The sequence below is a fragment of the Siphonobacter sp. BAB-5385 genome (assembly GCF_002261125.1).
GTDB lineage: Bacteria > Bacteroidota > Bacteroidia > Cytophagales > Spirosomataceae > Siphonobacter.
Genome location: NZ_NMPS01000213.1, coordinates 93,733 through 113,500, shown reverse-complemented (window position 1 = coordinate 113,500; position 19,768 = coordinate 93,733). Strand labels below are relative to the sequence as shown.

The window sequence follows — 19,768 nt, the reverse complement described above, 5'->3', positions numbered from 1 at the left end:
AATCAAAATTTCAGGTTCAAATTCATACCGTAACTGCGACTCGTCGGAAGTGTATGCGTTTCAATCCCCTGAATGTTATCAGACGCTCCGTTCACCGCTTCCGGATCTAAATTGGGCAGGTGTTTTTTGATGAGCAGTACGTTGTTACAAAGGGCGGAAACCGTCAGGTTCTTCACGAATGATTTACGAACGAAACGCGACAGATCGTAACTCACCGAGAGCGAACGCCAGCGAATGAAACTGGCATTATACACAAAACGCTCGGCGTTGTTCGTACTCCGATAGCTGGAGTAAAAATCTTCGGCTTCCACGCGGGTCGTGTTGGGAGCACCTTCGGCCGTTACGCCTTCGAAGAGTACGCCGCCTTCACGACCGACCAGTGATTCTTTCGCCAGCCCATGCCGCAGGAAGTTCAGGTTAGAATTGGAGATGATTTTATGGCCTCCCTTGAAATCCACCTGCGTAAAAATCCGGAAACCCGCCACGGTAAAGGTATTGATCCAGCCGCCCGTATACTTGGGAATCGCACTGCCGAAGGTTGTGATCGGGCCCGCTACGGGCTTGCCGCCGGCGGTAATGATCCGGCCCTGGTCGTCGCGTTTGTAGGCAATGCCGCGAAGCGAAGCCATGGGCATACCGACCTCGTGCCAGACTTCACCGAAGAAGTCACCCTGACCTACTTTTAAACGGGCCTGTCCGTCGGCCAAGGCGAGTACTTCACTTTCGTTGTAGGTAAAGTTGAAGGCGGTTTCCCAGCTAAACTTTTCTTTCCGAACGGGAACCAGCGTCAGTAAGGCTTCGATACCCTTGTTACGAAGTTGGCCTACGTTTACTTTCGATTTGTTGTAACCCGAAGCCGTCGAAATATCCACGTTCAGAATTTCATCGACCGTTTTTTTATTATAATAAGCCACGTCCAGATTGATACGGCTGTCCAGGGTACGGAACTCCAGCCCTAATTCAGCTTCTTTCACCTTTAATGGTTTCAGGTCTGGATTCGGGCTGACATCGCTGGTGATATAACCCAGGGCTTGGCCCTGTAAGGGGTTCGCATTCAGGTTATAGAACAAGGCATTCTGGTAAGGATCGGTATCGCCGCCGACTTCCGCGTACGCCGCCCGAATTTTCGCAAAATTCATCCAGGTCGGCCGTTCCTTGATCGCATCACTCAGGACAAAACTACCGCTAACGGAAGGATACAGGTAGCTATTGGATTTCGGATTCAGCGTGGAAAACCAGTCATTCCGGGCCGTTACGTTCAGGAATAAAAAGTTCTTGTAGGAAAGCTCCGCCACGCCATACAGCGAATTTACCCGTTTTTTGGTATAACCGTACTGCGGTTCCTTATTCTGTCCGTTCATGATGGTGTACAGATCCCGGATGTAGAAGTTCGTAGCCGACGCATTGTTACTGGTGAAAACTTGCTGGAGCGAGTTTCCACCTAGGGTTACGTCAAGACCGAAATTACCCATCTTATGACTGCCGCCAATCAGGAAATCCAGGTTTCGTTCTCGGAAGGTATTCACTTCCTGGTAGTAATAGCCATTGAATCCTGTCGCCGCTGCAGCTACTGAACGGGTACCCGTAGGACGGTTAAAATCGTACGGACGCGTGAAATAATCCTGTCCAATTCGGCCCTGTACGTAGAGCCAGTCGGTCAATTGGTACCGAACCGAAGCGTTACCGAAAATGCGGTCCCGGCGAACGTGCTCGAAACGGTCATACGCTACCCAGTACGGGTTGTTCCGATTGGTAAAACGTGAGGTAGCCCGTTCGTACCCATTCTCGTCGTAGCGGTTGTCTTCGAGCGTCTTCATTGCTACGGAAGTCGCCGTGGTGTAAACCGTCGTATTGGCATTAAGGTCCTGTAAGCCAATCTGTGGGGGATTGTGGTTGTACTCGTTTGAATAGTTAGCGTTTAACTGTACCGACAGCTTCGGTGTGAAGTTGTAATTCAGCCCCAGGTTTAAAATCTGTTTGTGGAAATCCGAATTTGGCATGATCGACGTAGCGTCCATATTGGAGAAGGACAAACGGAAGCCCCCTTTCTCATTGCCACCCGAAAGGGCTACGGAATTATTCCAGCTCGTACCCGTGCGGTAAAAATCCCGGATGCGGTGGCGTTGAGGCAGGTAGGGCCGCTGTACCCCATCAAACTGATACGTAGGCTTTCCATCAAACCGTTCCCCGAAACTGAATACACCCGAGCTCTGGGCATCGCCTACGCTTTGCGGACGTTTGCCGTATTCACCCTGACCGTAGTCGTACTGGAAATCAGTATAATCCAAAGCCTGGTCGCGATGAAGTTCGAGTTGACCTCCACGCCAATCCCCTGTCCCACTTGTCCGGTTTTGGTTGTAATGACAATCGCTCCATCCTTCGCCCGAAACCCGTACAAAGCTGCCGCCGTTGAGCCTTTCAGTACCGTAATGCTCTGAATATCGTCCTGATTAATACTCTGTAGACCGTCACCACCGTCGGAAGCCGAGCCGCTTCGGTTCGTCGTACCGTCCCCATCGCCCTGACGGCTGGAAAAGTTGGTATTGTTGATGGGTACACCGTTGACGATGATCAGGGGAGAGTTGTCGCCTTTAAATGAAGACTGGCCCCGAATCCGAATTTTTGAAGTACCGCCCGGTCCGCCCGCCGGAGCCGTAACGTTCACACCCGCCACTTTTCCCTGTAAACTATTACCGAGGTTAACCGTACGGTTGGTGGTAATCTGTTCGGTGTTTACCGTTGAGGTGGAATAGCCCAGTTTCTTTGCTTCCCGCTTGATACCGAGGGCCGTTACAACTACTTCCGAAAGGGCGGTTGTACCGGCTTTGAGCGTAATGTTAATGACGCTCTGATTGGCCAGCGGTACCTCGCTGCCCATATAACCTACGGAGCTAAAGACCAGAACACCCGTCGTATTGTCGGGAATATTGAGTGAATACTGACCTTCCGCATTGGTAGTGGTACCAATGGAAGGATTATCCTTGAGTCGAACGTTAGCCCCCGGAATGGGTTGGCCATTTTCATCACTCACTTTACCTGTAACCGTTACTTGTGGTACGGGTACCAGACTGGCTTCGGGAAGGGAGGTTTCACTGATCGTTCTTCGTTTGAGAATAATCTGATTTCCAACCACCTCGTAGCTCAATCGCAAGGGTTGGAGCAGGCGGTCCAGAACAACGGTAAGTTTTTCATCGACCACGGAAAGGCTGACTTTTCGTTTCGTTCCAACGAGTTGCGGACTATACGAAAACTTGACATCCGCTGTTTTTTCTAATTGGTTCAATACGGTACTGAAATCATCGTGATCGACCCGTAAGGTAACGCGGCGATCGAGTATTTCCTGTCTAGGGTACGCCAAGGCTCGACCCGGTAAAACCCAGCTCAGCAGCAGAGGAATGATAAGCAAGCTCATCAAAGACCAGCCTACGCCGCGAAAAAATAATGGTTTGTTCATAAATGATAGAAGTTAGAAGTAAAAGGAAGGCAATCCTTTCCCGGCATCCGCTTTGCCGGGGATGGGCCATCGAAAAAAGGTACTTACGCGTACTTTAGGTTTTGTTGGTACTATATATTAAAAGGCTGGCTTTCAGGGAAGTAATTCAGAGCTGATGAGGAAGAGTGGCCCAACCCCCTTCCCCGTACAAGGGAAGGGGAGTAGACCGGTACTTGTTCAGGGTGCTTACCTAGCGTAAGCGATTTAGAGGTTAAGCTAATGGACTATAAATCAGAGTAATTTCAGAGCTAAGGGTTGGCTGGACAGCCGTGGCCCGTTATAACAATCTGGGCGTCGAGGACCTGGTACTGAGCCTCGATACTTTTACAGATGATTTCGAGCTTGCGAAACAGGGGTTCATCCGTCAGATCCGCCGTCAGTTGGCAGTTTCGGAGCGTTTCTTCATCAAATACTACCTGTACCCCATAGGCTTTTTCCACGGCTTCGAACACCGTTTTTACGGATGTATTACGAAACGTAAAGGGTGGAATACTGGGCTTGGCGTGGGATAGAACGACCGGTTCGGTCACCAGTGATTTCGTCATGCGTACGTCCTGCCGGGAGTACGTGATTTGTTGATTGGGACTCAGTACAAGCCCTTCGAGCTCGCGGGAGCTGGCTTTCTCTTTGACATGGGCGTCTGACTGGGCAAATACGGACACTCGTCCCGTGCGTACCGTCACGATCACCTGCTGATCTTTAGGAAAAGCCCGTACTTTAAAACTGGTGCCTAATACTTTCGCAATCAATTCGTTCGCGTATACAAAAAAGGGCTGTTTCGGATTTTTAGCTACCTCAAACAAGGCTTCTCCCGAAAGATAAACCTCTCGCTTATCCGCTGCGAATTGGACTGGGTAACTTAACCGACTGCCCGGGTTGAGAATGATGGAACTGCCATCCTGTAAGGTAAGCGTCTGGGCATGATCGGTCGTATTGACCCATTCCTTGAGGGGAACTTCAGAAGTTGAACGTAAGCTCTGGTAGGGCTGACTGGAGCTGCGGTAACTGTACCAAAAGCCCCAACTCAGCAGAAAAGCGAGGCAGGCCGCCGTGGCCCAGGCCCAGCGTTGTCGGTACAGCGGCAGTTTTCGCACATACGAAGGATGGGTACGTCGGGTAATTTCTAACCAAGCTTGTTCTTGTTCAGCGGTGTTCGGGTCTGGGACTTTTTCCTTGGATAGTTCGGCTAAATCCAATACCAGCTCAGCAGCTTGGCGAATGGTTTCGGTTTGTTCGGGATAATCAGTCAGGAATTCGTACCAGAATTGCCGGGTGGCGGCATCGGGATTTTGCACCCACTTTCGGAAGTAGGAATCCGCTACAAAATCCTCACGTTTAAAATCCTGGTAGTTCATCTTCAATTGATTTAACACCAAGAGGAAACAAGGGGTGATTTTAACTCACCTCGTATGAAAAAAAGTGTAAAAAATTTAATTTTTAAGGGTTTTGTAATTTTAAATAGCTGATTATTAGATTTTTATATTTTTTATCTTTTGGGTGAAAACGTAATCTTTATAGAAAAAAAGCCGCTCAATGAGGAGCGGCTTTTCAGGCAATAAAAAAACGATCACTTAAAAACGTTTGAGAGCCATTTCCGAAACCGTCAGGCCAATGGAAAGGGAAGAAGTAGCCGCTGGCGAAGGAGCATTAAGTACGTTGATGACTTTTTCATCTTCCAGAATGGCAAAATCATCCAGCAAGCCCCCGGTTCGATCACAGGCTTGGGCCCGTACGCCCGCTCCGCCCGGAATCAGATCATGCTCCTGAATATCGGGAATCAATTCCTGCAGGGCTTTGGTAAAGGCCGCTTTGGAAAAGCTCCGGTACATTTCGCCCAGACCCGTTTGCCAGTATTTAGCGGCTACTTTCTGAAAGCCCGGCCAGGCAAAGGTTTCCCAGAGTTCTTTAAAATTAATGTCCAGTTTCTTATACCCTTCGCGGCGGAAAGCCAGTACAGCATTCGGCCCTGCTTCCACGCCTCCGCCAATCATGCGGGTAAAGTGTACGCCCAGGAACGGAAAGTTAGGGTCGGGTACGGGATAAATCAGGTTGCGTACCAGGTGCTGGCGTTCGGGCCGAAGTTCGTAGTACTCGCCGCGGAAAGGCGTAATGCGTACATTGACGGGCTGATCCTGCGAAAGCTGAGCCACTTTGTCCGAATACAAGCCCGCACAATTGATAACCAGCTTGGTTTCGTAGGTCCCCCGCGTCGTTTTGACGATGCTTAGGGACTGCCCCTTAGTAATGCCGATGACCTGTTCGCCCAGGTGGAGCAGGCCATCGAGGGCCTGTAACTTTTCGGCGTATTTTTCAGCGACGGCAGTATAGTCGATGATACCCGTATAGGGTACAAACAGGGCATCAACACCCGCTACGTACGGCTCAATTTCCCGCATTTCGCCGAGGCTAATGCGACGGATTTGGTTGAGTCCGTTTTGCTGGCCGCGTTGGTACAGGTTTTCAAGCAGGGGAATTTGTTCGTTCTTGGTGGCTACTACAATCTTGCCGCACAAATCGTAAGGAATTCCTTCTTTTCTAGCAAAATCAAGTAACATGTCGTAACCCCGAATGCAATTGATCGCCTTTAAGCTGCCCGGTTTATAGTACAGGCCGGAGTGAATCACGCCGGAATTATGACCCGTCTGGTGCATGGCGACCCGCCGTTCTTTTTCCAGCAGTAACACCTTCAGTTGCGGACGCTGCCGTTTGATTTGCAAAGCCGTAGCCAGCCCTACAATGCCACCGCCAATAAGAGTAATATCGTATACCATGGGAAGAGCATCCGGTGTTTAGGATTTTGAGTTTGGCGTTCGCTAGAAAAACCTGCTCGAACGCTAACCCCAAAACGCTAAACCCCAAACGCATTAAGAATTACTCACTTCAGGTTCTTTCGCCAGACCGGCCAGGTGGCGGGTATCGTTACCGATTTCGAGCGTGAAGTGATTGGTGTCGTAGTCGTAACGGATTTTATAGAGACACAAATTCGAGTGTTCCCAATGATCCATTTCCGAAAGGGGTTCCTTGAACAGATACGTCAACAGAATCCGAATCGCCCGACCATGCATACAAATCAGTACAACTTCTTCCTCGGGTCGACTTAGCACGTGGTCAATGACGGGAACCTGCCGTTGCAGTACGCTCAGCGGGCTATCGCCACCAATGGCCGGAACGTCCACATTACCGATTCGCCAGTTATAAATCATACTGCGATAATACTCATCTTCGGTATAGTGCGGCGTTTTGCCTTCCATGGCACCCCAGCCAAACTCATTCAGGCCCGCATGTTGTTCATAAGGAATGCCTGCATCAATAAAACCCTGAACCGATTGCACGGTACGTTTCAGAGCTGAGGTATAAATCCGATCGAAGGGGATCTGTTTATACGCTTCATAAAAGGCCTGAGCCTGAGCTTGGCCCATTTCGTTCAGGTCCGAATCAACGCCCGATCCCTGTACGATTCCTAATCGATTGTATTCGGTTTCACCGTGCCGAACCAGATAAATGATTTTCAAAGTGTGTTGGGGGGTGGGCGTTGGCCCACTGGTTTAAATATGTGGAAATCAAACTTTCGCTAATACACTTGAGATCAGAGTCATGGCTCGCGTAAAATTTCCGCAAAAGTACGGATTCCTGAGCGAGTCTGTCACGCTTGTATCAATAAAATGGTAGTTATTTTGCCAAAGACCCCGTATTTTACCGGGTAAGGCTCCGACAAAATCAGTGGGAACCTTCAAACACGCATTTTTAAAATATACGAAAATGATCATGCATACGGATATTACGCCTGAACGTTTAAATGAACTTAACCAGGGTTCGGCGGCTGGTCATCTGGGTATCGAATTCACCCAGATCGGTGAGGATTACCTGGAAGCCCGTATGCCCGTGGATGCTCGCACGCGACAGCCCTTTGGGGTGTTGCACGGCGGAGCGTCCGTACTATTGGCCGAAACGCTGGGGAGCGTAGCGGCTTATGCCTGTATCGGTGAAGGAAAAATAGCCGTCGGACTGGACATCAATGCCAATCACGTCAGAGGGGTGAAGGAAGGGTATGTATACGGACGGGCTACGCCCATCCATCTGGGAAAATCAACCCACGTCTGGGAGATTCGTATTACTAACGAAAATCAACAGTTAGTTTGTATAAGTCGGCTTACCATGGCGATTCTGGATAAGCATTAGCGGTGGGTTAATGGTTTTTCGTGGATAGTTGGGGCATTTGTTTTGGGTTAAACGCCCTCCCACTGGTACAGGTTAGAAAATGTGCACCAGTAGCCTTGTTCATTCCTGTTGGGTAACCCCGAAGGGGTTCAACGTAAATAGCCCCGTATGCAATGCGGGGCAACGTTAAACGTCAAAAGGACATAGCCTCCTGCCTGACAAGAGCCTACGTCCTTTCGACGATTAACTACAACCCATCAATCCACCTACAGCTTCTTCATCCGCTCTTCCAGCTGTGCTGCCGACATCTTCACTTTTTCGGGGTGAGCCTTGAGCCAGTCGCGAAACGTTTGTACAATGGCAGGCGACCATTTCATATCGATTTCGCCGGGCGTGTACTTGCCTTCGCGAAGCATCTGGTGGCCAAAGTCATCCGTTAGAGCAATCCATTCGGAAGAGGTAATCACCTTTTCAGCCAGGTGAGCGGGAATGAAAATGACCCCTTCCGTTTTTCCCAGAACCAGATCCCCCGGTAACACCGTTGCCCGGCCAATACGAATGGGATAGTTAATACCCGTCATGAGCATGTCTTTGATAAACGAAGGATCAAAGCCCCGAACGAAGCCCGTAAAGCCTTCAATTTCTTCGAGGCCTTCCAGATCGCGAACGCTGCCATCAAAGACGACACCGGTTTTGGATTTGGCGTAAATGGAATTACCAAGATTGTCGCCAATCAACGTACCGTCCACGAGTTTGCCGAAGCCGTCGGCTACGTATACGTCATTTTCCGTCAGCTGATCAATGGGCCAGGAGTTAGGTGCTCCTTTGCGGTTTTCGGCTTTGCCTTTTTCCTTGACCGGGTTTTCCATATCGGGCCGTGAGGGCATGTACTGAGCCGTGAGTACCCGACCGGCGAGTACTTTTCCCGGACTAATTCGCATCCATCCCGCCTCAAACTGATTCGTATACCCTTCATTGCGAAGCACACCCCAGGCTTCTTCCAGCGAAATATCCTTGAGTCGCTTGACCAGATCATCCGGCACTTTGGGCCGCCCGTCCGGGAAGCGTTCGCCCTTATACTGCGAAGTGTAGGTTTGAATCAGCTCTTTGGGAGCATTGATGTGCTGAGCCGAGGCACGCAACTGGGCCGCTAGCAACAGAGAAGCCACTACTACGAATGAAAAACGCATACTTGGATAGAGTTTAGAGGTATAAAAGAGTACTAAAAATTCATTGGACTAAGAAGACACGGGCGAGGGCTCGGCGGGTACTTCTTCGGATTGCGGTGGTTTACTCCGCCACCAGTTGGCCAGCATGGAACCGGTCGTGTTCATCAGCGGACCGAACACGGCCGGAGCCAGGCCCGTAGTGGCCAACTGCCCCATTTGTAAAGCCAGACCCGAAGCATCCCCGCATTCTGCATGCCCACTTCAAAGGCTACCGAGCGGCTTGACTGTTCATTTAAACCTACCAGTCGGCAACACCAGTAACCCAGAAAATAACCCAGCGTATTGTGCAGAAAGCAAGCCAGTACCAGCACCAACCCTACCTGCAATAAACTCTGCTGACCCGCCGCCGTAATCACGACGATAATGGTAGTAATCCCCACCATGGAAAGCGTGGATAAAATCGAATCCATAATTTCCCGGCGACCTCCGGCCCAGCGTTGAAAGAGCCAGCCACCGAGCAGGGGCATGCCAATAAACCAGAACGCATTCCAGCCGACCGTTTCAGCGAAATCCGTCGAGCCTTCGACTAACGCAATGGCATTTTTGAGCAGAATGATGCCGAAATACACCGCAATCTGAATCGCGATGCTCCGGCGGGATTGACCCGGATAAGCCAGGGCGTTAAAGAGCAGACCCGCCACAATGGGTAGAATGGTAATGTTAAAAATCTCCATGACCATTTTCCAGAAATCAACGGGTAAAAAGGCCCCCGCCAAAAGCTGTAGCAACGCCGGTGTCAGTAAGGGCGATAACAGCGTAGAAAAAGCCGTAACGGTTACCGATAAGGGTACGTTAGCCCGGGCAATGTAAGCCATCACATTGGAAGCCAGACCACTCGGCGAGCAACCCACCAGAATAATACCCGTAGCAATTTCCGGCGGAAGGGGAAAGGTGACTGCCAGCAGAAATCCGATACTGGGCATAATCAGGTAATGGCTCGTAATGCCCACAAGTACTCCTTTCGGATTTTTGGCAATGCCGGCAAAATCTTCCAGACTCGACTGCGAACCCATCCCGAACATGATGATTTGTAGGAGCGGGATGATCAGCCGTTTGAGTTCAAAGTTTCCCCAGCGGATAAACCACTGCGGTTGGTACATCGCCACCGATACGGCCGTCAGAATTAGTACCGTATAGGTCAGACTGGTGGTTGCCGGGGAGCGTCGAACGCCGATGGCTAATAGAAACAGCCCCCCAATCACGGGCAGAGCCGTATGCGAGCCGGACCCCGTTAGAAATAAGCCTAAGGCAAGCAATAGGCTTAGTCCGCTCAGGATCAGAGCGAAGGTGAAAACTTTTTTCATAGATATGTTTAGAGGTAGAAAAGTTACGCCTAATGACGCTTTTGCCAGACATTCATTAAGTCGTAGTGCAAAAAAAAGACAATTTATTCTTGGATACTCCGTATTGTGCGTAACTTTTCGCCGAAAAATTACCTCTAAACTCTATATAATACAATGAAAAAGTTTATCGACCGCTTCAAGCTGCCGACACAGGCGGCTGTACCTCCGCCCGAAAGTCAGCCCGGTTCGGATCGCCGAAATTTTATGCGGAAAGCCGCTTTAGGCGGCCTTGCGTTAGGCATGCGTTTTGATGGAAAGACCGAGCAGGAACTCGAATATGTTACGCAACGGGTAGGCCGGGCTTCCAAACCATCCGAACTGAAAATTACGGATCTCCGCATCGCCCATTTACAGGGTGTCCCCTTTACCAGCCCGGTGATTCGCATTGAAACGAATCAGGGAATTGTGGGCTGGGGTGAAGTACGCGATGGAGCCAGTCCGAAGTACGCGTTAATGCTCAAGAGCCGTCTACTCGGTAAAAATCCCTGTAACGTCGAGCAGCTTTTCAAGATGATTCGGCCCTTTGGCAATCACGGTCGGGCTGCCGGGGGCGTATGCGGCGTAGAGATGGCCTTGTGGGATCTGGCCGGTAAAGCATACAATGTACCCGTCTACCAACTGTTGGGGGGGAAGTACCGCGATGAAATCCGCCTGTACGCTGATACACCCGAAGTCGATGATCCGAAAGCGTTCGGAAAGAAACTCAAGGAAACGCGACTCGATAAAGGATATACCTGGTTAAAGATGGATTTCGGGATTGGTCTGCTGGCCGATAAACCGGACATGCTCATTGGAGCCGGCCTTTGGGATATTCGCAACCAGTACGGCAATAGCAAGATCGGACGCGTAGGTAGTTACGGCCTGACCAAACACCCCTTTACCCGCGTACAGGTGACGGAAAAAGGGATTCAGTATATCGCCGATTACGTAGAAAAAGTACGAAGTGTAGTGGGCTACGACATCCCAATTTCGGCGGATCACTTTGGCCATTTCGACGTCAATACGGCGATCCGGATTGGGAAAGCGGTGGAAAAATATCAGCTGGCCTGGTTGGAAGACCTGGTTCCCTGGTTTTACCACGACCAGTGGCGGCAGATTACCGAGGCCATCGAAACGCCTACGCTGACGGGCGAAGATATTTACGCCAAAGAAGAATTCATCAAGCTCATTAACGCCAAAGCGGTAGACATGATTCACCCGGATCTGGCTTCGTCGGGCGGGATCCTGGAAACGAAAAAAATCGGTGACTACGCCGAGGAACACGGCGTTCCCATGGCCATGCACTTTGCCGGGACCCCCATCTGCATGATGGCCAATGTTCATTGTGCGGCGGCTACGCAGAATTTTATTGCTCTGGAGCACCACGGCGTGGACATTGCCGGTTGGGAAGATCTGGTAACGGGTATTGATAAACCCTTTGCCAATGGCTTCGTGAAAGTACCCGACAAGCCGGGCTTAGGCGTGGAATTCAACGAAGAATTTGCCAAGAAGTTTCTGAAAAAAGGGGAACAGTGGTTTGCTCCGACTACGCAGTGGGATACACCGGATTCCTGGGATCGGGACTGGAGTTAAACGTGGAATTATTCGGTGTTTGGTAGGCAATCACACGCCCTGCCAAACACCACTTTTTAAAAACCTAAGCCTATGCATACCACCTGTACGTCTGATTTTGAACTTTGGAATGCCTTTCGTCGGGGCGATACCCAGGCGTACGAAGCTATCTATCGACGCTACGCTCCAGCCTTGTTTTCGTACGGAAAACGGCTGACTTCGGATTACGACCTGGTACGGGATACCATTCAGGATGTATTCGTTGAAATTTGGCAGCGGCGGGAACACCTAACCGACTTACAGACGATTAAATTCTATCTGTTTCGGGTATTACGTAATGCCTTGTCCAAAACCCGCAAACGCTCCGACGATAGCATCGACTGGCAGGAAATCTGGCCCGCGGAATTATTTATGCCTTCCGTTGAATCGGATATTCTGGAGGAAGAGAGTCGGCAGGATCGCGTACAGCGGTTACGGCAGGGCATTGATCGTTTGCCCGAACGGCAACGGGAAGCCGTGATGCTGGCGTTTTACGATAACTTGTCGAACGAAGAAATTGGCCTGATCATGGGCATTCAGGCTCAATCGGTAACCAATCACCTAAGCCGGGCTCTACATTTTTTACGGGATGTGATCGTAACCTGGGTACTGGTCTTTTCCGCCTGGATATAGAAGAGCCTCCCCACAAGGAGGAGGCCCCGGATTGAAGGTAGAAAGATGATGGCTACTTTAAAGCTTTCGGCAAAGAAATGAAATAGACGGCATTAAAATCAACTTTATTCACAGAAGGGAGAATTTTCTGGATCATCTTCCGATTAGCTGAGGAGCCTTCGGTCGCTAAACCAAAGTCGTCGTCATTGGCAACGGCAATCAGCGTGGGACTTAATACCACCAGACCTTCTACTTTATCGTGGGGATAATTCGGAATGGCCTGTATAACATCTACGACAAATTCCTTCTTCACGGATTTAATGCCGTAGTTCGACCATTCGGCCAGAGTCAATTCTTCCAGCGTTTTGCCCCCAAACAATTTTCCAGATGCCTTATTTTCAGAATCGGATACGTCCGTAGCTCCGGTAATGTCAATTTTGAAAATATTTTTTACAGGTGTATTGCCACCGCCCAGGGCGTCGTCGTTCCGTTCCAGCACCAGAAAAGTGGTGTTGGTAATGGCCGTAATTTCACTAACCCGGAAGGGATTGGGCTTATCCATGAGGTAAATGAACTGCTGCGTCACACCCGTTTCAATCTGATACGTCAGAATCCGTAGTACCGTAGCATTATCAGCCGTGGCCTTGTTGGGGTTACGAAGCGTATTCTGCATGATACCTACCAGCGTTTTACCATCGGGGGTAATTGTCAGCCCTTCCATCCCGCGATTGGGCCAGCGTTTGGCGAGTACCTTAGGCAGAGCATCCGCCCCGGTATTGAATGGATTCAGGCGACGCAGGGTACGGCCAGTACGATCGAAGTGAACGATGTGCGGACCGTATTCATCCGACACCCAGAATGAGCCATCGGCCATAGCGACGAGACCTTCTGAATCAAGTCCGTTGGGATCCATAGCCGGAGATAGGGGTTGAAGGTTAATATCCTGAGCCAGTTCACCCGCGTTGCCCAATCCGGCTGGATTGGGTAAACCCGTCAGTTTTTTGCCCGTAGCATCCTTGAGTTCAATCGTTTCGATGAGTTTCAATTCGCTTCCTTCTAAACGGAATTTTCCAATTTGCGGAGCGAAGGCTGGTACCGGGAAAACCTTGGCATCCGAACCAACCCCATCGGTATTGGGACCACGGTCGGTCAGCAGATAAAAAATCTTTGGATCATTCGGATCAACGGCCATTGCCGAGCCAAAACCACCGTTATAAGCCGTAATCGGTAGATTTTTAGTAAAGTCGTTGGTAAAGGTAGCCAAGACCTTCGGAGTCGAGACGGTTGCTTGGGACGGATACGAAGTGCCACCGGGCAATTCATGATCCGTACAGGAACTGAGCAGAGCCAATGAACCCAGAGCGAGGCCAAATGGTTTTAGCGAAAAAGTAAAGGTACGTGACATCGCAGCAATGGATTAAATGCAAGGAGTATTGGCTGCGAAACTAACGTTTGGTTATTATGGCAATGTGATGCAAATTTTACAAAATCATGAAGTGCTTTTTAATAATATGGCAATAGAATGCGGCAGGTATGAAAAAAGGCAAATTTTTTTGGAATTCAAAAATGGAAGCCTTTACCTTTGCGATATGCCGCCGGTAAAAACGGCAAAATTCAATTCCTGATGGCTCGATTCATTTTAAATATTTCTGTGATTATTCTTCTCGTGCTCATCCGAACATCGGTGTGAGATAGGTTGATATTCACCACGAAAGACCTTTCTCACATCCCGAGAAAGGTCTTTTTGTTATCAAACCATCAGTGTCTTAGAATAAGGCAAGATTTATTCGATTAGTGCAATTTTGTTTATCATTATACTGTAAGAATGCAAACGGAAGAGTCTGGCCCTGATGGACCTTCTTCGCTTCACTTTTCCGAGTCGTTCGCTTAACAACGAGCTCCTATGACCACCGAAAGTACCCCATTGAATAAGTACTCACGTACGCTTACTCAAGAAGTGACCAATCCGGCGGCTCAGGCCATGTTATACGGCGTGGGCCTCACCGAAGAAGATATGTCGAAAGCCCAGATTGGCATTGCCAGCACGGGTTACGAAGGAAATACCTGCAATATGCACCTGAATGGACTCGCCGTTCACGTGAAAAAAGGCGTGCAGGCGAATGGTCTGGTCGGACTTATTTTTAATACGATTGGTGTATCAGACGGGATGACGAACGGCAATGACGGAATGAGTTACTCCCTACCCAGCCGTGACATTATCGCCGATTCGATTGAGGACGTAGTGGCCGGCCAATGGTACGACGGCGTGATTACGGTCGTCGGTTGCGATAAAAATATGCCTGGAGCCATCATGGCTATGGCTCGTCTGAATCGTCCCGGAATTATGGTATACGGTGGTACCATTCGGACGGGTCAGTGGAAAGGTCAGAAACTTGACATCATTTCGGCCTTCGAAGCCTTAGGCAAAAAATTCGCGGGTACCATTGCCGACGAAGATTACAAAGGAGTCATCCAGAATGCCATTCCCGGAGCCGGAGCCTGCGGTGGGATGTATACGGCCAACACGATGGCTTCCAGCATTGAAGCCCTGGGCCTGAGCTTACCGAATTCCAGTTCGTACCCCGCTACGCACGAAGGCAAACAGGCGGAATGTCTGGCCGTAGGAGCAGCCATGAAAAAACTGCTCGAACTGGATTTGAAACCCCGCGATATCATCACTCGTAAATCACTTGAAAACGCTTTGACGCTAGTAATGGCCTTGGGGGGATCGACGAATGCGGTCCTGCACTATTTAGCCATTGGCCACGCAGCGGGTGTAGAATTTACGCTGAAAGACATTCAGGAAATCAGTGACCGGACGCCCCTGCTGGCGGATCTGAAGCCTTCCGGAAAGTACTTCATGGAAGATATGTTAGCCATTGGCGGCGTACCGGCCGTGATGAAATACCTGTTAAAAGTTGGATTACTGCACGGCGATTGTATGACCATTACGGGAAAAACCATCGCCGAAAATCTGGAAACAGAACCCGACCTGGAGTTTGAATCGCAGAAAATCATTTTCCCGATTGAAAATCCCATCAAAGCTACGGGTCACTTGCAGATTCTGTACGGAAACCTGGCACCCACGGGTGCCGTTGCCAAGATTACGGGTAAAGAAGGCGAACGGTTCGAAGGCGTTGCGAAAGTGTGCGATAAGGAAGAAACGCTCATGGCCGCTTTAGCCAATGGTGAAGTGAAACCCGGAATGGTGGTCGTGATCCGTTACGAAGGTCCTAAAGGTGGACCGGGTATGCCGGAGATGCTGAAGCCTACGTCGGCGGTAATCGGAGCCGGTCTGGGGAACTCAATTGCCATGATTACGGATGGCCGTTTCTCGGGTGGTACGCACGGATTCGTCGTTGGGCACGTAACCCCCGAAGCGTTTGACGGAGGCCCGATTGCTCTGGTACAGGACGGCGATCTAATCACCATCGATGCCGTGAATAACATTTTGCAGGTACACATTTCCGATGAAGAAATGGCCGCTCGTAAAGCCGCCTGGGTTGCTCCGGAAAATCCGTTCAAACAGGGTGTACTGCGGAAGTATATTAAAAACGTTTCGTCGGCTAGCTTGGGCTGCGTAACGGATTTGTAAAATAGATAGTACTGAACTTGGAGTAGTTAACAATCAACTGGTTAACGAGGCATCGTTAACACAAAGGAAGAATCCTATGGCACACCAGAAGCAAACTGTTGCCGAAGTTTTGGAAGAAGCCTCTCAACGTACCGTAACGGGCTCACATGCCCTGATGCTGGCGTTACTGGCCGAAGGAGTGGATACCATTTTCGGGTATCCCGGTGGAGCAATCATGCCTACCTACGACGCCCTATACGATTACCGGGACGTCCTTCATCATATCTTGGTTCGCCACGAACAGGGAGCCGGTCACGCCGCACAGGGCTATGCCCGGATGCAAAATCGGGCGGGTGTTTGTCTGGTAACCTCCGGCCCTGGAGCGACCAACCTGATGACACCCATCTGTGATGCTCTGCTCGATTCAACGCCGATGGTGTGTATCATTGGTCAGGTATACAATAAGCTGCTGGGAACGGATGCTTTCCAGGAAGCGGACGTAATTGGGATGACGATGCCCATTACGAAGTGGAATTATCAGATTACCAGTGCCGATGAAGTGCCGGAAATGATTGCCAAGGCCTTTTATATCGCCCAAACGGGTCGCCCCGGACCTGTAGTGCTGGACTTTACCCGGACGGCCCAAATGGAGTTGATGACCCGACCCTTTTCGTACCACAAATGCGAAACGATGGTGAGTTATAAACCCCGGATGGTACCCAAGGACGATCAGTTAAAGGCGGCAGCCGAGTTGATCAACCGGGCTAAGAAACCGTACATTCTGGCAGGCCACGGGATTACGCTCGCCAAGGCTGAAGCGGAACTAAAAGCCTTTACCGAAAAGACGGGTATTCCGGTAGCCGCAACGTTATTAGGCATGTCGGCCCTTGATGCGGACCATCCCAATTACGTAGGCTGGCTGGGTATGCACGGCAATTACGGGCCGAACGTCCTGACCAATCAATGTGACCTGTTGATCGCCATCGGTATGCGTTTCGACGACCGCGTAACGGGTGATTTGAGTAAGTACGCCACGCAGGCCAAGGTCGTTCACATCGAAATTGATCCGGCTGAAATTGATAAAAACATCAAGGCAACGGCTCCGGTCGTAGGGGATGCCAAAGAGGCTCTCAAAGCCCTGTTACCCCTGGTAGAAGAACGTACCCACCCCGAATGGCGGGATGAATTCCGCAAGTACGATGCCGTTGAAGACGAGAAAATCACGCGGGCTACGCTTTTCCACGAAGGCAACGAAATCAAAATGGGTGAAGTCGTACACCTGATTTCGGAAAAAACCAAAGGTGAAGCCGTCGTCGTGACCGACGTAGGACAACATCAAATGATTGCCAATCGGTACTACCGCTTCAAAAAGCATAATTCGGTGGTAACTTCCGGTGGTGCAGGTACCATGGGCTTTGCCCTGCCAGCGGCCATTGGAGCCAAACGCGGAGCACCCGATCGTGCGGTTGTAGCCTTCATCGGTGATGGTGGATTTCAGATGACGCTTCAGGAGCTGGCGACGATCTGGCAGGAAAATCTGAACATCAAAATCGTCATTCTCAACAACAACTTCCTGGGCATGGTACGCCAGTGGCAACAGTTGTTCTTTGACAATCGCTACAGCTTCGTAGACATCAAAAACCCGGATTTCGTAACCATCGCCAAAGGTTTCCATATTGAAGGCCATACCTGCCGCGACCGGTCAGCCCTGAGCGAATCGTTGGATACGATGCTGAATCACGATGGCCCTTACTTGCTGGAGGTGATTTGCGAGAAGGAGGAAAATGTATTCCCGATGGTTCCCGCCGGGCAGGCCGTTGATAAAATCCGCTTAGAGTAGGACTTCGTTGTTGTTGGTGATCAATTATTAGTTGATGGTAAAGAACTGATAACGATTAACCAACAACTATCAACCCAATACTACGATGACTAATTACACCATATCCATATTTACAACCAATACGGTAGGTTTGCTAAACCGTATTACGATTGTCTTCACGCGTCGTCGGTTGAATATCGAATCGCTGACGGTTTGTGAGACCGAGCGTAAAGGCGTATCCCGCTTTACCATTGTACTGAAATCTGAAAGTCGCGAATCCGTTGAAAAACTGGTACGCCAGATTCGGAAATTGGTCGATGTACTGGCGGTGTACGGGTATCTGGACGAAGACATCGTCTTTCAGGAGACAGCCCTGTTCAAAATCTCAACGCCCCTGGGTGGTCCCCAACTCGACATTGAGCGGGTGAATAAGGACTTCAACGCCTGGGTAGTGCAATGGGGAACGGATTCGGTCGTCATCGAAAAATCGGGTACGGAAGCCGAAATCATGGAGTTCTACCATTATATCAAACCCCAGGGTATTCTGGAGTTCGTCCGTTCTGGCCGAATCAGCGTATCCAAGGAAGAAAAAGGCCTGGTCGAATACTTGCCTTCGGAAGGAGTCTGGGAAATCGCCTAGGAGTTTACAGTTGTCAGTTTTCTGTGGTCAGTTATCATATTATATTCTCAACGAGTGCAAATAGTTTTGAGGCCCGTTTTAAATAGGAAATGATTCTGAGCAGAAGACTGCTAGCATTAATCATGGACACTGGTTTCTTCGGGCATATTACTGAAAACAGCAAACGGGAAACTGACAACTAAACAGAGTTTTTACAATTTTATTATCCTCAAAATTCAATCAAAATGGCAAAGTTGAACTTCGGCGGACTCGAAGAAGAAGTAGTAACCCGGGAAGAATTCCCCCTCGAAAAAGCCCGTGAAGTACTGAACGAAGAAGTAATTGCGGTCATTGGCTATGGTGTACAAGGACCTGGTCAGGGACTGAATATGAAAGATAACGGCTTTAACGTAATCGTAGGTCAGCGGAAAGATTCCAAGACTTGGGATAAAGCCGTAGCCGATGGATGGGTTCCCGGTGAAACCCTCTTCGAAATTGAAGAAGCTCTCGAGAAAGGTACCATCATTTGCTACCTGCTTTCTGACGCCGCTCAAATCGCCCTGTGGCCTACGGTGAAAGCTGCTCTGAAGCCTGGCAAATCTCTTTATTTCTCACACGGTTTCGGTGTAACGTACAAAGATCAGACGGGTATCGTTCCTCCCGCTGACGTAGACGTATTCCTGGTAGCCCCCAAAGGTTCCGGAACGTCCCTGCGTCGTTTGTTTGTAGAAGGAAAAGGTCTGAACTCCAGCTTCGCCATCTACCAGGATGCTACCGGTAAAGCCCGCGAAAAATGTATCGCTATGGGGATCGGCGTAGGTTCAGGTTACCTGTTCGAGACGGATTTCTACAAAGAAGTAACGTCCGACCTTACGGGTGAGCGTGGTACGCTGATGGGTGCTATTCAGGGGATCTTCGCTGCTCAGTACGAAGTACTCCGCGAAAACGGTCACTCGCCTTCAGAAGCTTTCAACGAAACAGTAGAAGAGCTGACCCAATCGCTGATGCCTTTAGTGGCTGAAAACGGTATGGACTGGATGTACGCCAACTGTTCGACGACGGCTCAACGTGGTGCTCTGGACTGGTGGAAACCCTTCAAAGAAGCAACCAAGCCCGTATTTGAGAAACTGTATAACTCGGTAAAATCAGGTGAGCAGGCTCAGATTTCAATCACCCGGAACTCACAGGCTGATTACCGCGAAAAACTGGAAGTAGAACTGGCCGAACTCCGCGAATCAGAAATGTGGAAAGCTGGTGCTACCGTACGTAGCCTGCGTCCCGAACGTAGCTAATTCTTCAGTTTAGCGTTTAGTGTTTTCAGTTTAGAGTTC

Annotated in this window: 15 protein-coding genes; 7 read left to right on the top strand and 8 right to left on the bottom strand. The window is 49.9% G+C overall.

What is annotated here, in order from left to right; genetic code table 11:
• Positions 1-2: 2 nt before the first annotated feature.
• The 5 genes from BWI93_RS21790 to BWI93_RS21775 form a co-directional block, all read right to left on the bottom strand.
• On the bottom strand, positions 3-2,288 hold the full coding sequence (locus tag BWI93_RS21790) for a TonB-dependent receptor (protein WP_255157994.1): 2,286 nt from the start codon (positions 2,286-2,288) through the stop codon (positions 3-5).
• Positions 2,222-3,454, bottom strand: a complete 1,233-nt coding sequence (locus BWI93_RS29085; protein ID WP_255157993.1) for a SusC/RagA family TonB-linked outer membrane protein — start codon at positions 3,452-3,454, stop codon at positions 2,222-2,224. Before BWI93_RS29085 ends, BWI93_RS21790 begins: the two co-directional genes overlap by 67 nt.
• 287 nt (positions 3,455-3,741) lie before the next feature.
• Positions 3,742-4,848, bottom strand: a complete 1,107-nt coding sequence (locus BWI93_RS21785) for a FecR family protein (RefSeq protein WP_094815183.1) — start codon at positions 4,846-4,848, stop codon at positions 3,742-3,744.
• Positions 4,849-5,064: 216 nt separating this feature from the next.
• The gene (gene lhgO / locus BWI93_RS21780) at positions 5,065-6,264 is read right to left on the bottom strand and encodes an L-2-hydroxyglutarate oxidase (RefSeq protein ID WP_094815181.1); all 1,200 of its coding nucleotides are present in this window, start codon (positions 6,262-6,264) and stop codon (positions 5,065-5,067) included.
• A 93-nt stretch (positions 6,265-6,357) separates the two neighbouring features.
• Complete coding sequence (locus BWI93_RS21775; protein WP_094815179.1) at positions 6,358-7,005, bottom strand: histidine phosphatase family protein; 648 nt, start codon at positions 7,003-7,005, stop codon at positions 6,358-6,360.
• Positions 7,006-7,252: 247 nt separating this feature from the next.
• On the opposite strand from BWI93_RS21775, the gene BWI93_RS21770 reads away from it, so the two are divergent.
• The gene (locus BWI93_RS21770; RefSeq protein WP_094815177.1) at positions 7,253-7,672 is read left to right on the top strand and encodes a hotdog fold thioesterase; all 420 of its coding nucleotides are present in this window, start codon (positions 7,253-7,255) and stop codon (positions 7,670-7,672) included.
• A 245-nt stretch (positions 7,673-7,917) separates the two neighbouring features.
• Here BWI93_RS21770 and BWI93_RS21765 read toward each other — a convergent pair whose 3' ends face one another.
• Together BWI93_RS21765 and BWI93_RS21760 are read right to left on the bottom strand one after the other, a co-directional pair.
• The gene (locus BWI93_RS21765) at positions 7,918-8,841 is read right to left on the bottom strand and encodes an RraA family protein (RefSeq protein WP_094815175.1); all 924 of its coding nucleotides are present in this window, start codon (positions 8,839-8,841) and stop codon (positions 7,918-7,920) included.
• A gap of 143 nt (positions 8,842-8,984) precedes the next feature.
• Positions 8,985-10,184, bottom strand: coding sequence for a bile acid:sodium symporter family protein (locus tag BWI93_RS21760; RefSeq protein WP_094815173.1), 1,200 nt, complete (start codon positions 10,182-10,184; stop codon positions 8,985-8,987).
• Between the two features lie 243 nt (positions 10,185-10,427).
• Between BWI93_RS21760 and BWI93_RS21755 the strand changes: the two genes are divergently transcribed.
• Together BWI93_RS21755 and BWI93_RS21750 are read left to right on the top strand one after the other, a co-directional pair.
• On the top strand, positions 10,428-11,795 hold the full coding sequence (locus BWI93_RS21755) for a mandelate racemase/muconate lactonizing enzyme family protein (protein ID WP_233207889.1): 1,368 nt from the start codon (positions 10,428-10,430) through the stop codon (positions 11,793-11,795).
• 72 nt (positions 11,796-11,867) lie between these two features.
• Positions 11,868-12,446: an RNA polymerase sigma factor gene (locus BWI93_RS21750; protein ID WP_094815169.1), complete on the top strand. Its 579-nt coding sequence runs from the start codon at positions 11,868-11,870 to the stop codon at positions 12,444-12,446.
• Positions 12,447-12,498: 52 nt separating this feature from the next.
• Here BWI93_RS21750 and BWI93_RS21745 read toward each other — a convergent pair whose 3' ends face one another.
• A complete protein-coding gene (locus tag BWI93_RS21745; RefSeq protein ID WP_094815167.1) occupies positions 12,499-13,830 on the bottom strand; it encodes an esterase-like activity of phytase family protein in 1,332 nt (443 codons plus the stop codon).
• Between the two features lie 498 nt (positions 13,831-14,328).
• Between BWI93_RS21745 and ilvD the strand changes: the two genes are divergently transcribed.
• The 4 genes from ilvD to ilvC all read left to right on the top strand — a co-directional run bounded on the left by ilvD (position 14,329) and on the right by ilvC (position 19,729).
• A complete protein-coding gene (ilvD, locus tag BWI93_RS21735; protein ID WP_094815163.1) occupies positions 14,329-16,020 on the top strand; it encodes a dihydroxy-acid dehydratase in 1,692 nt (563 codons plus the stop codon).
• 76 nt (positions 16,021-16,096) lie between these two features.
• Positions 16,097-17,839 (top strand): biosynthetic-type acetolactate synthase large subunit, encoded by a 1,743-nt coding sequence (gene ilvB, locus BWI93_RS21730; protein WP_094815161.1) that lies wholly within the window; start codon positions 16,097-16,099, stop codon positions 17,837-17,839.
• Positions 17,840-17,924: 85 nt separating this feature from the next.
• On the top strand, positions 17,925-18,458 hold the full coding sequence (gene ilvN / locus BWI93_RS21725; RefSeq protein WP_094815159.1) for an acetolactate synthase small subunit: 534 nt from the start codon (positions 17,925-17,927) through the stop codon (positions 18,456-18,458).
• 224 nt (positions 18,459-18,682) lie between these two features.
• Positions 18,683-19,729: a ketol-acid reductoisomerase gene (gene ilvC, locus BWI93_RS21720; protein WP_094815157.1), complete on the top strand. Its 1,047-nt coding sequence runs from the start codon at positions 18,683-18,685 to the stop codon at positions 19,727-19,729.
• Positions 19,730-19,768: the final 39 nt, after the last annotated feature.